The 17,922-nt window shown below is 36.8% G+C and carries 13 protein-coding genes and 3 pseudogenes; 3 read left to right on the forward strand and 13 right to left on the reverse strand.

The annotated features are described in order from the left end of the window. The first annotated feature begins 224 nt into the window (after nt 1–224). Together NLJ82_RS16665 and NLJ82_RS16670 are read left to right on the forward strand one after the other, a co-directional pair. On the forward strand, nt 225–566 hold the full coding sequence (locus NLJ82_RS16665) for a hypothetical protein (protein ID WP_001997954.1): 342 nt from the start codon (nt 225–227) through the stop codon (nt 564–566). A 117-nt stretch (nt 567–683) separates the two neighbouring features. Beyond that, entirely contained in the window at nt 684–1,775 is a 1,092-nt protein-coding gene (locus tag NLJ82_RS16670; protein WP_000345047.1) for a DUF3900 domain-containing protein, read from the forward strand. Between the two features lie 276 nt (nt 1,776–2,051). On the opposite strand, the gene NLJ82_RS16675 is transcribed toward NLJ82_RS16670, so the two are convergent. The 12 genes and pseudogenes from NLJ82_RS16675 to NLJ82_RS16730 all read right to left on the reverse strand — a co-directional run bounded on the left by NLJ82_RS16675 (nt 2,052) and on the right by NLJ82_RS16730 (nt 9,717). Beyond that, nucleotides 2,052–2,399 carry a hypothetical protein gene (locus NLJ82_RS16675; RefSeq protein ID WP_000566118.1) on the reverse strand — a complete coding sequence of 116 codons (348 nt, stop codon included), beginning with the start codon at nt 2,397–2,399 and terminating at the stop codon, nt 2,052–2,054. Nucleotides 2,400–2,436: 37 nt separating this feature from the next. Further along, nucleotides 2,437–2,598, reverse strand: a complete 162-nt coding sequence (locus NLJ82_RS16680; RefSeq protein ID WP_000387291.1) for a hypothetical protein — start codon at nt 2,596–2,598, stop codon at nt 2,437–2,439. A 177-nt stretch (nt 2,599–2,775) separates the two neighbouring features. Next, complete coding sequence (locus NLJ82_RS16685) at nt 2,776–3,621, reverse strand: exonuclease (RefSeq protein WP_000799576.1); 846 nt, start codon at nt 3,619–3,621, stop codon at nt 2,776–2,778. Nucleotides 3,622–3,810: 189 nt separating this feature from the next. Further along, nucleotides 3,811–4,011 (reverse strand): cold shock-like protein CspB, encoded by a 201-nt coding sequence (gene cspB, locus NLJ82_RS16690; protein WP_001179150.1) that lies wholly within the window; start codon nt 4,009–4,011, stop codon nt 3,811–3,813. A 216-nt stretch (nt 4,012–4,227) separates the two neighbouring features. Then, nucleotides 4,228–5,127, reverse strand: a complete 900-nt coding sequence (locus NLJ82_RS16695) for a WD40/YVTN/BNR-like repeat-containing protein (protein ID WP_000449507.1) — start codon at nt 5,125–5,127, stop codon at nt 4,228–4,230. 16 nt (nt 5,128–5,143) lie between these two features. Further along, nucleotides 5,144–5,587, reverse strand: coding sequence for a flavodoxin (locus NLJ82_RS16700; RefSeq protein ID WP_001062756.1), 444 nt, complete (start codon nt 5,585–5,587; stop codon nt 5,144–5,146). Nucleotides 5,588–5,725: 138 nt separating this feature from the next. Next, nucleotides 5,726–6,346: an acetate uptake transporter gene (locus NLJ82_RS16705; protein ID WP_000070938.1), complete on the reverse strand. Its 621-nt coding sequence runs from the start codon at nt 6,344–6,346 to the stop codon at nt 5,726–5,728. Between the two features lie 86 nt (nt 6,347–6,432). Then, nucleotides 6,433–6,663: pseudogene (locus tag NLJ82_RS16710) on the reverse strand (NUDIX hydrolase); the annotation flags it as partial. 298 nt (nt 6,664–6,961) lie between these two features. Next, entirely contained in the window at nt 6,962–8,512 is a 1,551-nt protein-coding gene (locus NLJ82_RS16715) for an IS200/IS605 family accessory protein TnpB-related protein (protein ID WP_000487929.1), read from the reverse strand. Beyond that, nucleotides 8,463–9,151 (reverse strand): annotated as a pseudogene (locus tag NLJ82_RS16720) (IS607 family transposase). Before NLJ82_RS16720 ends, NLJ82_RS16715 begins: the two are co-directional and overlap by 50 nt. A 60-nt stretch (nt 9,152–9,211) precedes the next feature. Next, a pseudogene (locus NLJ82_RS16725) lies at nt 9,212–9,379 on the reverse strand (NUDIX domain-containing protein); the annotation flags it as partial. Next, nucleotides 9,376–9,717, reverse strand: coding sequence for an ASCH domain-containing protein (locus tag NLJ82_RS16730; protein WP_012644528.1), 342 nt, complete (start codon nt 9,715–9,717; stop codon nt 9,376–9,378). The gene NLJ82_RS16730 and the pseudogene NLJ82_RS16725, both read right to left, overlap by 4 nt. 110 nt (nt 9,718–9,827) lie before the next feature. On the opposite strand from NLJ82_RS16730, the gene NLJ82_RS16735 reads away from it, so the two are divergent. Then, the gene (locus tag NLJ82_RS16735) at nt 9,828–10,385 is read left to right on the forward strand and encodes a CatB-related O-acetyltransferase (RefSeq protein WP_000966314.1); all 558 of its coding nucleotides are present in this window, start codon (nt 9,828–9,830) and stop codon (nt 10,383–10,385) included. 47 nt (nt 10,386–10,432) lie between these two features. Here the strand turns inward: NLJ82_RS16735 and NLJ82_RS16740 are convergent, their stop codons facing one another. After that, entirely contained in the window at nt 10,433–17,905 is a 7,473-nt protein-coding gene (locus NLJ82_RS16740) for a CLIPPER-2 domain-containing protein (RefSeq protein ID WP_001116422.1), read from the reverse strand. Nucleotides 17,906–17,922 lie beyond the last annotated feature (17 nt).

Raw genomic sequence — 17,922 nt, forward strand, 5'->3', positions numbered from 1 at the left:
TCTTTTCTTTTCCAAATGTCTATATATATTTACATAAAAGTTTGAGTTTGATAGAATTGTAACCTCTCCCTATTATCCAGTATATACCATAAAACGAACGAAATACAAATGTAAAACTCCATATTCGTATTTATAAAAAACATCCTGTGAACATAAATAGGTATTTGCCGTGCCACACTCCGCTTTTACACATACATTATGGTGAATTAATCTATTTTAAAGAAATGGAGGATGTTTTTATGTACCCCTACAATCCATACGATCCATATAACCAAACTGGTTATCAACCTCAATATGATTTACAAGCACAATACCAACAATATATAGATCCAGTAGAACAAGTTAATCCATATGATCAAACTCGACAATTCCAACTTCCAATCTCTTTTCCTGGTGCTGGAAACCGTCAATTAGAAAGACGAGTAAATGAGCTTGAACAAAGAGTACGTCAATTAGAAAACACGGTTGAACGTCATACACGTAGATTAAACCGCTTAAACCAACGTTTACGTACAGTAGAAAACAGACTGAACATTCCATTTTCAGCATTAGAAGACGGATTTTAATTTCGGAAATAAAAAATATATGAAGGAAGGGGGCTTCCCCTTCCTTATATAAATTGACGAAAGTTTTTTCCATCTCTATACTGATAAGAGTTAATGAAATGAAACAAGGTGATAAATATGGATTTTGAAATAAATTATCTTTCCTTTTATGTTGTACAAGTAGAAGGAAAAGGTGAAGCTGTTGATAAACGCTACAAACATTTTCAAACATTAGACGCTGAAGAGTATGAAGATAGCTCCTTAAAAGAATTTTTGAATGGAGAATTATTAAAAATTTCAAAGAGAAAAGTAGAACGTCATGCGAAAACAGAGCAAGCTCCGACAAAGATCGGTCGCTTTATTGTAGAAGAAGGGCACGAACTTGATTCAAATCCTCATTACAACTTATTTAATCGCATCCGCTTTGCAGAAACGAAGGAAAACTTCAAAGATATGAGCGAACCTCTCGTTTATACATATCTTGACACAAGTGCTGTACGCGGTGGTGTATTTTTAATTGCGCAAGCTAAACTACGCAAATACTTTGATGATCCATTCGTTTTCGTTATGAAATGTGACTTCGAGCCGAAAGTCGCTTCCATTTCCGATGAATCCACACTAATTCGTAACGTTGAAATGGCCATCACAACAAAAAATATGAAATCTATCCAATATCCGTACATGCCCGAAGAAGGTATGGTCGAAGTGGGCGAGCTAAAGATTCACCAAGCATCACACGCCCGTTACTTTGAAGACTTCTTAAAATTCGTCGAATACGAACGCTCTATGCCTGAAATTATGAAAACACAAGTAATGGACATGGTATATGACCAAATTGAAGATGTATTTGAAGAAGGTACGGAAGAACGCGAACAATTCGACCAAGCAATGGAAGTATGGGCTGCCAGTCCGAAACGCGAAATTATGGAACAATTTTCAACCGAAGAAGTAATGGAAGCTACCGCTCAAATCGTCGAGCATGCGCCTGAAGTGGAATTAAAGCTAAAAGCAGATCATATCTCTGTAAAGGCCCTGCTTGCTGATTTCGGGGATCAAATACATATCGCAAAGGTAAATGACCGATACGTATTAATGATTGAGGCTGATACACTTACATTTGAGAAAGGCTTCTCTCCAATTGAGTTTCTGAAGCCAGACGAGTTGCAAGACGTAATTGAACGGATTGAGAATAAGCAGCAGTATTCTTATGATCCGAACGGGATTGAATAAATTCTTCTATTTAACTGTTTTTACTGGGCGCTTTTAATAAGCGCTCTTTTATTTGGGGCATAGTTTTCATTTATATTAAAAACCGATTCTACTAAGAATCGGTTTTTCTGCTTTATAACAAAATATGTTTATTTTTGATTCAAGAAGACATTTGTTGCAGTATTAAGTATATCGCTTCCTTGTTGTACAAGCTCATTTCCATTAAAAGTATCTTCTTCAATATTTTTAGTGGACCGAGTTCTTTTAGTCACTATGTATGTTGTTCAAGTGAAAATTTCACTTCACTACCTCAAATTTATTGTAATCGTAGAAAGATAATTGAAAACGATATTCTGGATGCTCTCTCACCCAATCGTAGGCTTCTTCTAAAATTTCCATTTTATTTTGCAAGTCATTCAATTCACTACATTCGTTCCTTTTCTGTTTGCATAGCGGACAGAATCCATTCACTATTTCAATACTCGTCGCCCTAATCGTTTTATTTTCTAAGTCAACTACTAAACGAAGAATAAAAGAATGCTCTTCTTTTGTAGTCACCGTCATTTCAGCAATCCCATCCTCATTCCAAAAGACTCCGTTTAATTCCATCTGTACGGTAACATCGTTAATATCCAAGTCTATCACTATCACACCTCCCATATATATATATAAGACTCTTAGCTTACTCTTCTATTTTAATCTTTAATACACCACGACTTAAAGAGATATTAAGCTTTTTCCAATTCTTCTTCTGTGCTATGAAAGGAAGTGTAATTACCGCTAATAGCGTGGTAAATATTATCCCAAAAACTAAAACTGTTACAATGTTAAAGATTGCTTCCATTCAACTTTACCCTCTTTCATTTCTATGGGCTCTAATTTTATGAATATATTAAAAAATTTCTTACCACACCTTAAATTTCAAAGTAGCACAACAAATCAATTCCTATTTATATGAATACTTTATTCATCCATCAATACAATGACAGTAAATTTATGTAGCTACAAATAGAGAAGAATGTCATTTAACCTCTGCATTCTTCTCCATCTCAGCCAAATACCTAATCTGCCTTTCCGCTTTTCGAACCGCCGTACGAAAATGTTTTTTCAGAAGTTCTATTGTTGGTTCACTTATATAATATCTTTCCGTTATACTTTCCCACGTGTCACTACTTTCAAATGTACTCCAAACGAAAGGACGCTCAGTATTTTTTCTCATTTCTTTAAATACCCATTTTCGCATCTTTTTTTTCGCTTTTTCTGTTAGTTTTCCGTCCTTTACAAGCTCGAGTTCACCATGTCTTTTATATCTTTTAGTAATATCTCTCTCGCTATATGCTTTAAGAAGTATGTTCGCTGTATTCTCAGCATCCGCTAAAGCACGGTGTTGCTTCCCTTCCCATATTAAACCGAGCTGTTCTACTGCAGATTGTAAACTTGGTGTATGCTCAAACAATTCTTCATACGCTTGAAAAACAAATTTTTGTAAATCAATTCTTCTTTCTTTTTCCATACAAGGGCATTCTACACCATGTAACGTACAATCATGAGATAGAAATCGATAATCTTCTTTTCCCCATGTAACAAATATAGAATCTTCTCCGATAAACTGAATAAATCTCTCTATAATTTGCGGAAATTTCTCTACATTCATTAAATCTTTCTTTGTAATTCCCGTTAATTTTGTCGTATGACGAGTAAGTCGTGCACCGGGTTTTACTAACTCCGAAAATTCTCCAATTATCTTCATTGTACTTGCTTCTATTTTTACAGCCCCAATATCAACTATCTCTGACGGATCTTCTGATTTATATGGCCTAAAATTTCTCTCTATATCAAACACAATAAAATGTGTAGTGTTTTTCAATTTTTTTACCTCTTTCTACATTCCTTTTCACACACATACTTTATTTTCAGTATTTATTTATTCATACACTTTATGCATGTAATACTTCATCTAAAAAACGAAAATTCAATCTCATTATGCTATGTACATAGGAGGTTCTTCAATTAAAACGCAAAAAAAAAGAAGGGCAAGCCCTTCTTTTTTCCACAATTACTTCTTGTTAACGTTTGTAGCTTGAGGTCCACGGTTACCTTGTTCTACTTCGAAAGTAACTTCTTGACCTTCTTCTAAAGTTTTGAAGCCTTCGCCTTGGATAGCTGAGAAATGTACGAATACGTCTTCTCCGCCTTCAACTTCGATGAATCCGAAACCTTTTTCTGAGTTAAACCATTTTACTTTACCGTTTTGCATGAAAAAAATCCTCCTACAATGTACCTATATGTACATATTCATTTTCAACCACTTTACAAAAATAAGTCAGACATTAAAAAAACTGCAACTCTGAGGAGATTTAACATTGCTATCCTCCTCGGAAGTTACAGCTCATTTAAATCTCTATATTATTAAAAGTAAAATGGTTTAAATATAATATATCATATCAATATAATAAAAGCAAAGTTTTTTTTACTATACAACTTTTTTCTTCCATTGCATTGCTTTTGATTCACCTGATCCAGCTACAACATAGCCTTCTTTTTCGTTCACGATGCGCCAACCATGCCCTTTAACTGAGTCACATACTGTAACAATTCCTTCTTCTAGAAGTACACGACAAACAGTACTAATCCCCGCCTTATTTTGCGTTGACGTTGTATATAGCACATGTTGATCTACACTTAAGTCTAAATAGCTACTTGCTTTTTGCTCACTTTGACATGTGTGCCAATATGTTTTTTCACTCTCTATACTTTCATCTATTTTACAAAAAGAAATATTACCGCTAATCCCCTTGCACGACCCACTGGCTGCTACTAAATAAGAATTGTGTAACGTCAACGCTGAAATCATCTGATTCATTACGATTTTAATCCTCTTTAATTTACGTGTCTCCAAATTAAAGAGCCAAACACCACCATATTTAGCATGTATTTTCGTACCGATAAATAAGTAATGTTTATATAAAAACAACGATCGAATAGATGGTGCTCCGCCACCATATTCAAGAAATGGATGAATGATTTCCCATGTCGAACCAAAATCATTCGAATGATACAACGTTTTATCTCCATGAGCAATGACAGTTCCTTCTATATTACTACACACGTTCCAACTCGTTGCCTTTGTTGGAAAACGTTGAACCGTCCAATTCTCTCCACCATTCATACTACGAATAAAAATTCCTTCGTCACCTACACCATACACTACATTATCTTCGCTATGTAAATCCCTAATTCGTTTTTGAAAACCATTTAAAATTTGTTTCCATTCTCCGTCTTGTTCAATAAATAAACCATTATATGTAGTAGCTAACATAAGCTTTCCATCTCTTAACTTTGTAATAGCGGTCGCACTTAACATTGTCTCCACGTTGACACTCCCATTCTTAGAACTTCTCAGCAAATGCAATTGCAAAATTACTGCATTTTTCAACATCCTCTTCATCTTCTGGAGCTAGTTCGATTTTCAACCCTTCTTGTACAAGCTCTGCACCGCGCTCTACAAGTCTTTCTTCAAATATCGTTACCGCTTCACAAAATAGTTCATACGCCGTATCACCTGATCCGAATACCGCTACTTTCTTCCCTGATAAATCTATATTTTCTAAGTCATCATGGAAATCTTCCGCTTCAAATGGTAATTCCCCATCTCCCCACGTATAAGATCCTAAAATGATTCCATCATAAGCTAATAATTCTTCAGCATCCATGCCTTCCATTTCTTGCAATACTACTTCATGATCAAAAGCATCTAAACTAACTTTAATTAAATCAGCAATACTCTCTGTATTTCCTGACATACTTGCATAAGCTATTAAAATTTTTGCCACTTTGGCATCCCCCTCTTACAATAAATGATTCTCATTCTCATTATATTAATAATGAGAATCAATTTCAATTGTATTTTTTATTTTTATTTATTCCATATAAAAAAGCACAGATGACTATACAATCATCTGTGCTTTTTATTACTTTTTAAAAATACCAAACGGCTTTCCAACTGGTAAAACAACTTTACCAAAGTGTGTGTTTAACACTGCTGCTGCTGAACCATAGAAAGATAATAATGAAATAAGAAGTTCAGAATATGCTGCTAAATTATGCATTGCATGCGGCATAACACCTAAAGTACTTAATGAAAGACCGATAAATAAGAAATCAATAAGGACGAAAATCATAAATAATACTTTATGTGTTTCCATTGCACCAATTGTCATAAAGATTGTGAAAATTAAATATCCGATAAAGGCTACACCAAGCTGTTTTGAATCTGCAGCTTGTGCTAATTTTTCGCCGAATACTCCAAGTTGAATTAACCAAGTCATTCCAACGCCTAGCCAAAATAGACCGTACGCACCGAATGCTGTTGTACCGAATGTATTGTTATGCTTTGCATCATGAATGCACGCAAAGATTTGTGCAAATCCTCCTAAAAAGATTGCCCATGGTAATACGAGTGAAACGCCATCTGTTAAGCCTAACTTTTGAGATGATGCTACAAGTGTTACCATCGCTAATCCAAATAGACCGATTCCAGATGGATCTGCTGTTGTCATTTTCACATGATGTGTAGTTGTTTGATTGCTCATATAAACCTCCTGATTATAAACATACTCGAATACAATACTTAAATCAGAAGGCTATGTCAATGGTTTTTTTTGTATGTTGTCAGACTTTACTTTTTATAATGATTGAATATACTTCCGACCACTTCATACGGTTTTATATTCACTTTTTCCAACTCATATATCGGCAACCATAACGGAATATAAATCCCTCTATCTTTCATTTCGAATTCTTCAGCTTTACCACTTCCAAAAACTCCACCTACAATATCGGCATTAAAATAATACTCCGTACCCTTATACTCCACCTTTGCAATTAGATGCTCCACTTTTATATGTACCGTTTGAAAAAAACTAGACAAATGTATACATTCGTCACGCACAAGCCAAAACGGTGTGCCTTGTACGATTCGCCACAGGGAATCTCACCCACGTCTACCGAATATTTGACGTCACAATTGCCCTTTCCCTCCTTTCGAAGTTCCAGTTCATAGGATCAGAGGTCACCCCTGACTCAGTAGGAGCTGTTAGCTCGACTTTTTACTGCACTTTGTTGTCACGACGATTTCATGGGCACGGAGTCTTCCTTACAGGTTATCCATGGCATTGCCACCACCGTTTTTTTGTTTTAATTTAAAACTATCCTAATTTAGATAATACATATAATTTTTGTTGGAACGTATGTTTTTTCCAATGTTTTGTTGCCGAAGCCCATTGTTTTTTTCGTTCCATCGAACGATTAAATTTTTTCGGATACCCTAATGGACAAGCATACGGCACTTTTTCAAATGTCAAATCCATCCCTCTTCTTGCAATTACACAAGCCGCACTTCCGTGAGAACTTAATCCATACCGTTTCATAAATACTGTATGACCAATTTGACTGGTATAAGCAGGGTTAACAGGTATTGCTTCTACGCCTACTTTTAAACACTTATGCTGTAAAAGTTCTTTATAACGACTATAATAAAAACCACTTAATAGTCTTGCTCCATTTTTACTACTTTCACGAAGCTGTAATTTTTTCTTTTTAAAATCTAAATCTTCATAAGCAATTGGTTTTTTCTTTTCTAATGCGTATTCGACCACTTGTTTTAATGCTACACTTAAACTTTGTTCGGCAACTTCCGAAGAAACATTGTATCCCTTAAATGGAACATCGAATGTATGAATTGGATTTCCGAAACGGTCTGTTTCCGTTACCGATAAAAAGTTTGCGTTACAATCGATTCCAATGCATCCATTCCCTTTTATGGTTTGAATGTCTGGCATATCAACATCCACAGTCGCACACAAATACCAATTGTCTTCTTCTCGAATGAATTTAAAGGTTAAGGCACGATAGTACGTTACTTTATTTCCTTTTCCCTTTGTATATCCCACTCGACCTATTTTTGCTACGTCTAATTGTTCTTGACCATAAGGGAACACAACGTTCGGAACAGTAAAATGTGTGCCATATGTTGTTTCATTTTGGTTATCTACACGAATCCGTAAATGCTTGTCGGTGTCATACATACAGGTTTGATTGCCATTCTTTTCATCACTCGAACCAATAAACGTAAATTGAGCAGCACGTTTTTCTTGCCATTTTTGTTTCCATTCTTTAAAGGTTAACTTGTTTTCTTCTAAATGGAATTGTTTATGAAACCATTCTTTTGAACCAAAACAAATACGAATTTTTTTATTTTTTTCATCTTCTTGTAATCGCTTTAATTTTAGTTCTAAACGATATAATCTTCTTTTCTTTTGATGAATGGTATGCTTTTGTTTTCTGTAACTTCTTACCTTTTTTGTAAAATTCTTTTCTTTCCCATTCATTTGTAGCAATTTTTCATGTGCTTTTTCTTTTTGTTCCATTTTCTTTATGATTACACCCTGTAAATGAATGATTTTTTCTGTTGTTTCTTTTATATATAATTTTTGTAGTTCTCTACATGCTTTGACACGTCCGTCTAATTGTCTCTTAATGCTATTATATTGACGAGAAGTAAGGTCGTATAAACGACAATAGCGTACTTTTGTTTGGTTTTCATTGTGACCACGCACATATAAATCCACAAATAGTTTGCGTTCGATACGACCAAATTCTTTTGCGAATTGTTGATAGTATTCATAAGTGTTGATTGTTATACCTTTACTACTCAGAACATTCGTGTTCTGAAGTTTTGTTTTGTACGTTTGGAACACGAATGATTTCCTCCTCTACTGTTTTTTGCAACTCCTTATGTTTTTTACTTCGTAGTCCATATAATTTTCCTGAAAAACTGGTAATAATACCAATTAAATCATCCGCTAACTCTTCTTGTATACTTTTTGTATTTTCTTTTTCATCTAATACATGAATAGTTACATTGTGGCTTTTAAAATATTCTTCTAAATAGCCATAGCCAAAACGTGTTAATCGATCTCGATAACGGATAGCTACATCTGTTATCTCTCCTTTTTTCGCCAAATCCATTAGTTTTAACAAACCTTTTCGTTTATCGTTCAAACCTGAACCGACATCCGAAAAGGTTACAATAGAAGAAAAATGTAATTTTTCCATTTTTTCTTGAACAAAAAGGAGATTTGACGTTCCAAATCTCCTTTTTGTTTTTGTTTTTGTTCGTTTGAAGAAACACGACCATAAATAGCTAATTTTTTATTTGTTTTTATATTTTCTACACCTAATATGCGATGCACTTCACTTTCAGGAATACGTCTTCTACCACTAGGAGTGCGAACGACTTTTATTTTCCCTTGTGCATCCCATCGTTATAATGTTTTAACGGAAACACCTAATAATTCAGTTACGGTTTTTAAATTTAATAATTTTTCCATACTCATATTTAATCAAATATGACAATGAATGTATATATCTGTCTATAAAATCATTTAACTGCTAAAAACCCCTAATTCTTCAAAAATTTCTCGCCTTGTTGCTTCTTCAGGTGTTTCTCCTTCTTCGATTCCTCCGCCTGGAAAAACATAGTACGTTTCATCTTCTCGGATACGTTTTATAAGAGCGATTTTCCCTTCCCGCACAATGATAGCCGCGCCGCGATTTCTTGTCATTTTATTACCTCAATACCAATCGCAACTGTTCCCCACTTTTGTTCTTGTTCTTTCGTATATATTTTGTATGTACTTTCTAACATTTCCTCTAAACTATCATTTTCACAATCCAATAATTTTTTATCAATTTGTTCGTACATTGCTTGAAAGTTTTCGTATCGTTTTATCTCCGTTACTTTTACAGCCATCGTTGCTGCTGTCGTAAGGTTCGTAAATATAATATGATCGCCTTGTTTTATGAGTTGACGTTTTTTATCGTATAAGCGCACTTCATACACTTTTTTTCCTGATTGAATTGACTGAAAAGGTTTATTATATAATCCCATCTCATACCTCATACATTCCACTCCCATTTATTCATTTTACTTATTAACACTGGTCACCTTACTACACCTTGCATATAATATTCCACGCTTATTTCTTGATTGAGAAAGAAGGTTGAAGAATCATGTTATATTTAAATCAAAAACCTGAATATAGTAAGTATGATATCGGTGATTATACTTATAGTAAAGTAGGTCCAACTATTTTTTCTTGGAATGATGAAACGAAATTAAAAATAGGTAAGTTTTGTTCATTAGGAGAAGACGTTGTTTTCATACTTGGCGGAGAACATCGCGCGGACTGGATAACGACTTATCCATTTAACGCTCTTTTCAGCGAAGGAGCCCATATTACTGGTCACCCCTCTTCAAAAGGTGATATCGTAATCGGCAATGATGTATGGATTGGTTATCAATCCTGCATTTTATCTGGTGTTACAATTGGTAACGGTGCCATTATTGGTGCCAAAAGTGTTGTTACAAAAGACGTCCCTCCATATGCAATTGTGGCTGGTAATCCAGCAAAATTTATTCGATATCGTTTCCCGCAAGAAACAATTGACAAACTAGAGAATCTTGCATGGTGGGATTGGGACATTTCTGTTATAAAAAGAGCGATTCCATTACTACTCTCCGACAAAACCGATGAATTTTTCACCTCGCCCGAAAAAGAATCTACATGATTCATGCAGAAAGAGCATCCTTCTCTTACAGGATGCTCTTTCTGCATTTATTTTTTCTTTATTTGCAAGTGATCACACGGAGAACATTGAAAAGGAATTTTCCCTAAACAATTAAGATTCGTTTCACAAATTTGTTCTATCGTTGGAACGAACGGAATGACGACTATATTACTTTCTACTATTTGTGTAACAGGTGGTAACACTGTGCCTACTTGATGTTCGAAACGAATACTTGCTTGATTTATATAATTCCCCGAACCACTTGGGGCACTCTGAACTACTACTTGGAACGAAACTGTTCGTGCTTCACCTGGATTTAAATTCCCTATAAGAAATCCTGATACCGGGCTTACATTTGGTACTGGTGTATTATCAACCGTTACACTTCCAAGGACAAATCGAACACTACTATCTAACATATCTTGAAAACGAATATTTTGTATGACAGTATCACCCGTATTTGTAATAACTGTCGTAAAGGTAATAACATCTCCAATCGTTGCTGCCTGTAAATCTGCCGTTTTTACGACTGTCGTTGAGACATTTTGAGGAATAAACGGGATAACAACTGTATTGCTATCACCTTCCACTACTACTGGTAACTCATTCGGATTTACAATTGCGAGCCCATTTGCTATAGCAGTATTTGTGACTAAATTATTTATTTGCCCTCCTGTTATGACAACTTGGAAATTAATAATTGCCGCATCATTTGGCTGAAAATCACCTAATGGAATACCGGTATTTGGATTAGCAAATGGAAGAGCTACATCGTTTACCGTTACCGTGCCATTTATAAATAACGTATTTGGATCAATGATATCCGTTAACACAATGTTGGTCACAGGAACTGTACTATCATTTATAACGGCAATTCCGTAAGTGACAACATCCCCTACCATCGCTACTTCAAAGTTTGCTCCTTTTGCAACAAATAAGATTGCAGTATTTACCGTTACAATAACTGTATTGCTCGTGTCCATCACTGTAACTGGAGGCTCTCCTGGTACTAAAATATATTCTGCTAACGCTCCAGCAACGTTTACTACTGTTCCACCATCCGGAAAACTTGTAATCGTAGCTTTATATGTTACAAGTGCCGTCTCACCAACTGGAATATCTGGTATCGTAAATCCAATTTGCGGATTTACCCCCGGTTGCAGAACCCCATTTATCGTTACACTGTTTGGAACGAAATCAGCTTCCTGAGATAGCACATCGATAAATTGAACATTCATTGCATCAGCAGTACCAGTATTTAATATACGAACCGTATACGTTACCGTTTCTCCTACGCCAACAATTGAATGGTCTACTTCTTTTAGCATATCTAAGCTACCTCTATTTACCGGCGTAACCGTCGTATTACTTGAATTTGTAATTGTAGACGGAGGTTCTCCTGGAATCAATTCGAAATCACCCGTTACTCTCGCTGTATTCATAATGCTACTAGAAGACGGAACCGAGATTACATTTACTTCAAATGTAATTAATACGCTATCCCCTACAGCAAGATCCGGTAATGAAAAGCCTACAAATGGATCTAATCCTACTTGCGGAATCCCATTTATTTGTACACTTCCAGGAACGAATTCTAAACTAGGTGACGGAAAATCGATAAACTGAACATTCGTTGCTGTTACCGTTCCCGTATTTGTAACTTGCACACTATACGTTAACGTATCTCCTAAACGTGTCGCTTCTTTATTTACAGATTTTATAACGCTAAATCGTCCTCTATTCACTCTAGTTATCGTCGTATTACTCGGCTCTGTTACTACAACTGGTGGTTCTCCTGGCACTAAAGTAAAGCTTCCTGTTATATTTGCAACGTTCGTAATTGTTCCTGATGACGGGATGTTTGTAACTGTCGCTTGAAACGTCACTATAACCGTTTCACCAACTGGTATATCTCCAACTCCAAATCCAGTAATCGGATTTAAGTTTGGTTGCGGGGCTCCATTTATCGTTACACTATTTGGTACAAATGACGCTCCTGCTGAAATGGTATCAATAAACTGAACATCATTAGCTGTTACTGTCCCTGTATTCGTTATTTGCACTGTATACGTCAATACATCTCCAACTAGAGTAGCGGCTCTATTTACTTGTTTAATAACATTAAAGCGTCCTCTATTTACAGTTGTGAGAGTTGTATTACTTGGCTGATTTACTATAACTGGTGGTTCTCCTGGTACTAATACAAAACTTCCAGTTACATTTGCCGTATTAGCAATTGTTCCGTTTGACGGAACACTAACAACAGTTACTTGGAATGTGACTTCTACACTTTCACCTGGATTTATATCTGGAAGCGGGAATCCATTATTCGGATTGAATCCAGGTTGTAACACACCGTCTATCGTTACACTGTTCGGCACGAATGCTATAGAAGAAGGTAGTACATCACTATATTGAACATTCGTTGCTGGCACTGTCCCTGTATTTTGAACTACTGTTGTATATGTGATTGTATCGCCTACTGCAACAACTGGCTGACTTACTGATTTTAAAACATTCAAACCAGGCTCATTGATTTCTGTTAATGTCGTATTACTTGTCGTCGTCTCCGTAATCGGTGGTTCTGTTTCACTTACAGCAAATGTAGCTGTAACGTCTACAAAGTTAACAATCGTACCACCTTCTGGTATGCTTGTAACCACTTCCTGATATGTGACAAGTACAAAATCATCTACAGGTATATCTGGAATTGTAAAACCGATGAAAGGATCTAATCCTGGTGCAGATACCCCGTTGATGCTCACACTTCCTGGTACAAATGCTACACCAGCAGAAGTCGTATCGATAAATTGAACATTGGTCGCTGGCACTGTTCCGAAATTAAATATCAATACATCATACGTTAATATTTCTCCTACAGTGGCTACTTCTTTATCTACTAGTTTTAACGGAAAAATAGACGCTATATTAATTGTCGTAACGACTAAATTCGTTAATATCGTTTCTGTAATCGGTGGTTCCTGCGGATTTGGTTGTGAAGTAAATGTAACATCTGCATCATTTAAGATGACTTCATTATCTGGAATTTCCGTAATGGTCACTTGGAACGTGACCTCAATACTTCCACCAGCGATTAATAATGGCGTAACTGTAAATCCTATTTCTGGATTTAAACCAATTTGCTGCACTCCACCTATCGTTACACTACCTTCTACAAACGTTGTTCCGTCTGGTATGACATCTTGGAAGAACACATCTGTAACTGGTATAATTCCTACGTTTGAAATGAGCACGGTATACGTTAATACATCTCCAACCGCTCCAGTTGCAACGTCAACTGTTTTTGTTGCTGTTACTTCACCAGGAGGAGGTAATGGTATTGTAACTACCGTTGTATTACTTGAGTTCGTTGTTGTTACAGGTGGCTGTAAAGGATTTAATAAGAAAGTGGCTGTAGCAGATGCTGTATTTAATACTGCTCCACGTGTAGACGGTGCAACTACCGTAACTTGGAACGTTACTGTCACTGATGTTCCAGCTGCAATATTAGGAAGCGGAAAACCAACATTTGGGTCAAATCCTGGTTGTTGCGTTCCATTTATCGTTACACTATTTGCTACAAATGTTGTTTCTGGAGCAATTGGATCAAGGAAAGAGACATTCGTTGCTGTTACTGTACCGTTATTTCGAATGACAACAGAATACGTGTAAATTTCTCCAAGTGCTGCTTGTTGTACAGAAGAAGATTTTTGTATATTTAACTGTGCTGTGTTTACTTGCGTCACTACAAAATTACTATTTGTAACAGTCGTTATTGGAGGGGTTGCTGGATTTATAAGAAAACTGGCAGTAACGTTCGATTGGTTTCTAACATTTCCACCGCTCGGAACACTCGTCACTGTAACTTGAAACGTAATCGTAGCCGTTTGCCCGACCGGAATATTTGGTACTGGGAAACCTGCCATAGGATTCGCGCCTTGCTGAACGACTCCATTTATCGTCACACTATTTGCTACAAACGCAGTACCGGACGGAATTGGATCTTGAAAAATAATATTCGTTGCAGGAACAGTTCCTGTATTTTGAATAAGAATCGTATACGTTAACGTATCCCCTACTCCTGCTTGTGGTGTATTTACACTCTTCATTATATTAAGTGATCCTACATTCACTCGCGTCACAACAATATTACTAATCGTTACAATTGTAATTGGTGGCTGGAGAGGACTTACTTGGAAATCAGCAGTTACATTCGCATTATTCGGAAGAACTCTATTTGGTGGTACACTCGTGATTGTTACTTGGAAAGTAACTGTTACCATCCCTCCTACTGGAATATTAGCAAGTGGAAATCCAGTTGTCGGGTTCAAACCTGGTTGAGGTGTCCCATTTATTGTTACACTATTCGCTACAAAAGTAGTTCCAACTGGAATCGGATCAAGGAATGATACATTTGTCGCTACTACTGTTCCACTATTTTGTATACGAACTGTATACGTTAACGTATCTCCTACACCGGCTTCAGTAGCACTTACACTTTTCATTACATTTAACCCTGAAGAATTCACGACTGTCATAACAGTATTACTTGGTTCTGTTACAGTAATCGGTGGCTCTGTTGGATTTACAAGGAAATCTCCAGTTACATTCGCATTATTTACAACATTGTTTCCTTGAGGAATTTCATCAATTAACACTTCAAATGAAACAATTACATTCGCGCCAGTAGGCAAATCATTTAACGGGAATCCAAGTTCTGGATCTGCACCTTCTTGTAAAATACCATTAACCAATACACTGTTTTCAATAAATAATGTCCCTTGTGGAATTGAATCTTGGAAAAATACATTCGTAGCTGGCACACTACCTGCATTTATGATTTCAATTGTATATACTAAAACATCCCCTACAGTTGCAACATCTGTATTCACTGATTTCACAACTTCAAAGTTACCTGATTGTACAGTTGTATTCACAATGTTACTCGGAACATTGATTGTTACGGGTGGTTCACTCGGATTCACTTGAAAACTTGCTGTTACATTTGCTTGATTTAAAATATCTTCATTTTCTGGATCCTGTACAATTACTACATCAAATGTAACTACGACTGTTTGAGCCGCAGGGATATTAGGAAGAGAAAATCCTGTATTCGGATTCAATCCACTTTGTGGTACTCCATTAATTGTTACAGAATTTGCAACAAATGAAACAGCAGAAGAAATAGCGTCTTGGAAAAATACATTTGTTAACGAAACGTTTCCTGTATTTTGGACGGCAATTGTGTATGTTAAAGTATCACCTACCGCCGCTTGCGTTGTATTTACTTCTTTTATTACATTTAAACCGCCTGTATTAACTTGTGTCACAACTGTATTCGTTTGTCTATTAATTGTTATCGGTGGCTGATTCGGAATAACGACGAAATTAGCAGATACATTTCCGCGATTCGCAATCGTACCTCCCGATGGTGTAGATGTAACTCGTACTTGAAATGTAACAGTCCTACTTCCGCCAGGAGATATATTAGCTACTGTAAACCCAGTCGCTGGATTTGCCCCAGGTTGTGAAATCCCATCCACAGTCACACTATTTGCGATAAATGTCGTTCCAATTGGGATTGGATCTTGAAAAATAACGTTCGTTGCAAGTACATTTCCTGTATTTTGAATTGTTACCGTGTACGTAAGAACGTCGTTAACCGTTGCAAAAGCTTTATCCACTGTTTTTCTCGTTGTTATATCAGCTATATTAATTGTCGTAACTACAGTATTACTTGTCGCTTGCCCTGAAACTGGTTGTTGACCAGGCACTGGAGTAAAGGTAAATGTTGCACTCGCACGGTTCGGAATTGGGTTGACAAGAGGATTAGATGTTACTCGAACTTGAAATCGCACTACAGTCGTTTGCGAGGCATTAATACTTCCTAGATTAATACTACTTGCTGGATTTGCTCCTGGACGTGCTACTCCATTTACCGTAACGCTGTTTGCGACAAATGTTGTTCCTGCAGGAATACTATCAACAAAAATTACATTGTTTGCAGCAACATTCCCATTATTTGTGACATTAACTGTGTATGTTAATACATCATTAAGTGTCGCAGTCTGTAAATCTACAGATTTTTGCATACTTATAGTTGCTTGGTTCACTGTCGTTTGTACTGTATTTGAAGAAGATGTACTTGTAATAGGAGAACTACCGACAAAAGGACGGAATTGATATGACACCATTGCCCGATTTGGAATAGGGTTTGGGTTCGGAAACGATGTTATTCGTACTTGAAATGTAACAACTCTTTGCGTGTTATTTGGGATTGTTCCTAAATTAATTCCATTAGCAGGGTTTGCATTCGGCTGCGTTACCCCCCCTATCGTTACACTACCTGCAACAAACGTCGTTCCGCTCGGAATACTATCACGTAATACAACGTTTTCTGCACTTCCTGTTCCTGTATTTGGGACCGTAATCGTATAAGTGAGAGTATCCCCTACCCCTGCGACTGTTCTATTGACCGATTTAACAGGATTAATAATTGGACCTGTTGCATCAATTTGAACACCAAAACCAGCTGCAGCGTATCCGTCTCCATTTGTAACAAATCGAACAGTTGCTGACGTTTGATTGTTTACTAAAGATGCGGAGGCATCTACATTCGTAATATCCCACCCCTGTCTTCGGACAGCCAAAGCTACCCCTAACGGCTGATTTAAATCTCCAAATGTACCGCTCGTATCTAAATTTCCGCTGTCATTACAAATTTGAGACTGGAAGAAATTATTTGCAGGGTTTCTCGGCCCGAATAATGCAACTGTAGCACTCGCATTCGGTCCAAAGCGAAGTTGATCTCCAGAAATGTTAGAATCACCTTCTTGAGCAGTTACAAGTACCCTTCCTGTTACAGCTCCTGTAGCTGGCGTAGCAAATCCGGAAATAGTAGCATCAACTGGTGGTGATGAAGCATCAATAATTTCTTGACCTGCATATACTGACAAATTTCGAAGTGGTAAACTTGCATTTTGATACACAACCTCAAGCGTCCAGCCAACTGAACGACTAATTGTTGAATCAGCTGATGTTCTTGCAGCTGGCACGGCACCTGTAGTATATGTGCCGGCCCCAGCCGCACTAACAAGGTTCGTTACATTAGCAGAGCGACTATAATAAAACTGCTTCCCTACTGAACCTTGCTGCGCAGTTGTTGGGTCTGGTGCAACAGAAAATGTTCCCACTGGTGTTGTAAAGGTGATATCATCATTTAAAAACGCAGTAACATCCTCAGTATCAGTCCGGTATGTGCCAGCCCACACAAGTTCTGCGTATAAGACGGTACTCCCTGCTGGAAGGTTTAAAATTGCACTCGAAGAATTTAATGGCCAATCATTCGTCGTTCCTGCTGGGAATCCAGGTACTTGAAGTGATGTATTCACCGTTGTGAATACATCAATCGTACCAAAATTATTACCTGGTGCAGGTGATGTCGGACTTAGTCCTAACGTGTTCCCAGTGAACGTGACGGCACCAGTTACTGTTGTAGTAAAGCGATTCATAAAAGGCACACAATCATCTCATTTCA

Source organism: Bacillus paranthracis, from assembly GCF_024296885.1.
GTDB lineage: Bacteria > Bacillota > Bacilli > Bacillales > Bacillaceae_G > Bacillus_A > Bacillus_A paranthracis.

What these genes read in the sequence shown, in the direction of transcription:
- NLJ82_RS16705 (WP_000070938.1), bottom strand. Translation starts at nt 6,346, where the DNA reads ATGAGCAATCAAACAACTACACATCATGTGAAAATGACAACAGCAGAT.
- NLJ82_RS16730 (WP_012644528.1), bottom strand. Translation starts at nt 9,717, where the DNA reads ATGAGGTATGAGATGGGATTATATAATAAACCTTTTCAGTCAATTCAA.
- cspB (WP_001179150.1), bottom strand. Translation starts at nt 4,011, where the DNA reads ATGCAAAACGGTAAAGTAAAATGGTTTAACTCAGAAAAAGGTTTCGGA.
- NLJ82_RS16735 (WP_000966314.1), top strand. Translation starts at nt 9,828, where the DNA reads ATGTTATATTTAAATCAAAAACCTGAATATAGTAAGTATGATATCGGT.
- NLJ82_RS16670 (WP_000345047.1), top strand. Translation starts at nt 684, where the DNA reads ATGGATTTTGAAATAAATTATCTTTCCTTTTATGTTGTACAAGTAGAA.
- NLJ82_RS16665 (WP_001997954.1), top strand. Translation starts at nt 225, where the DNA reads ATGGAGGATGTTTTTATGTACCCCTACAATCCATACGATCCATATAAC.
- NLJ82_RS16680 (WP_000387291.1), bottom strand. Translation starts at nt 2,598, where the DNA reads ATGGAAGCAATCTTTAACATTGTAACAGTTTTAGTTTTTGGGATAATA.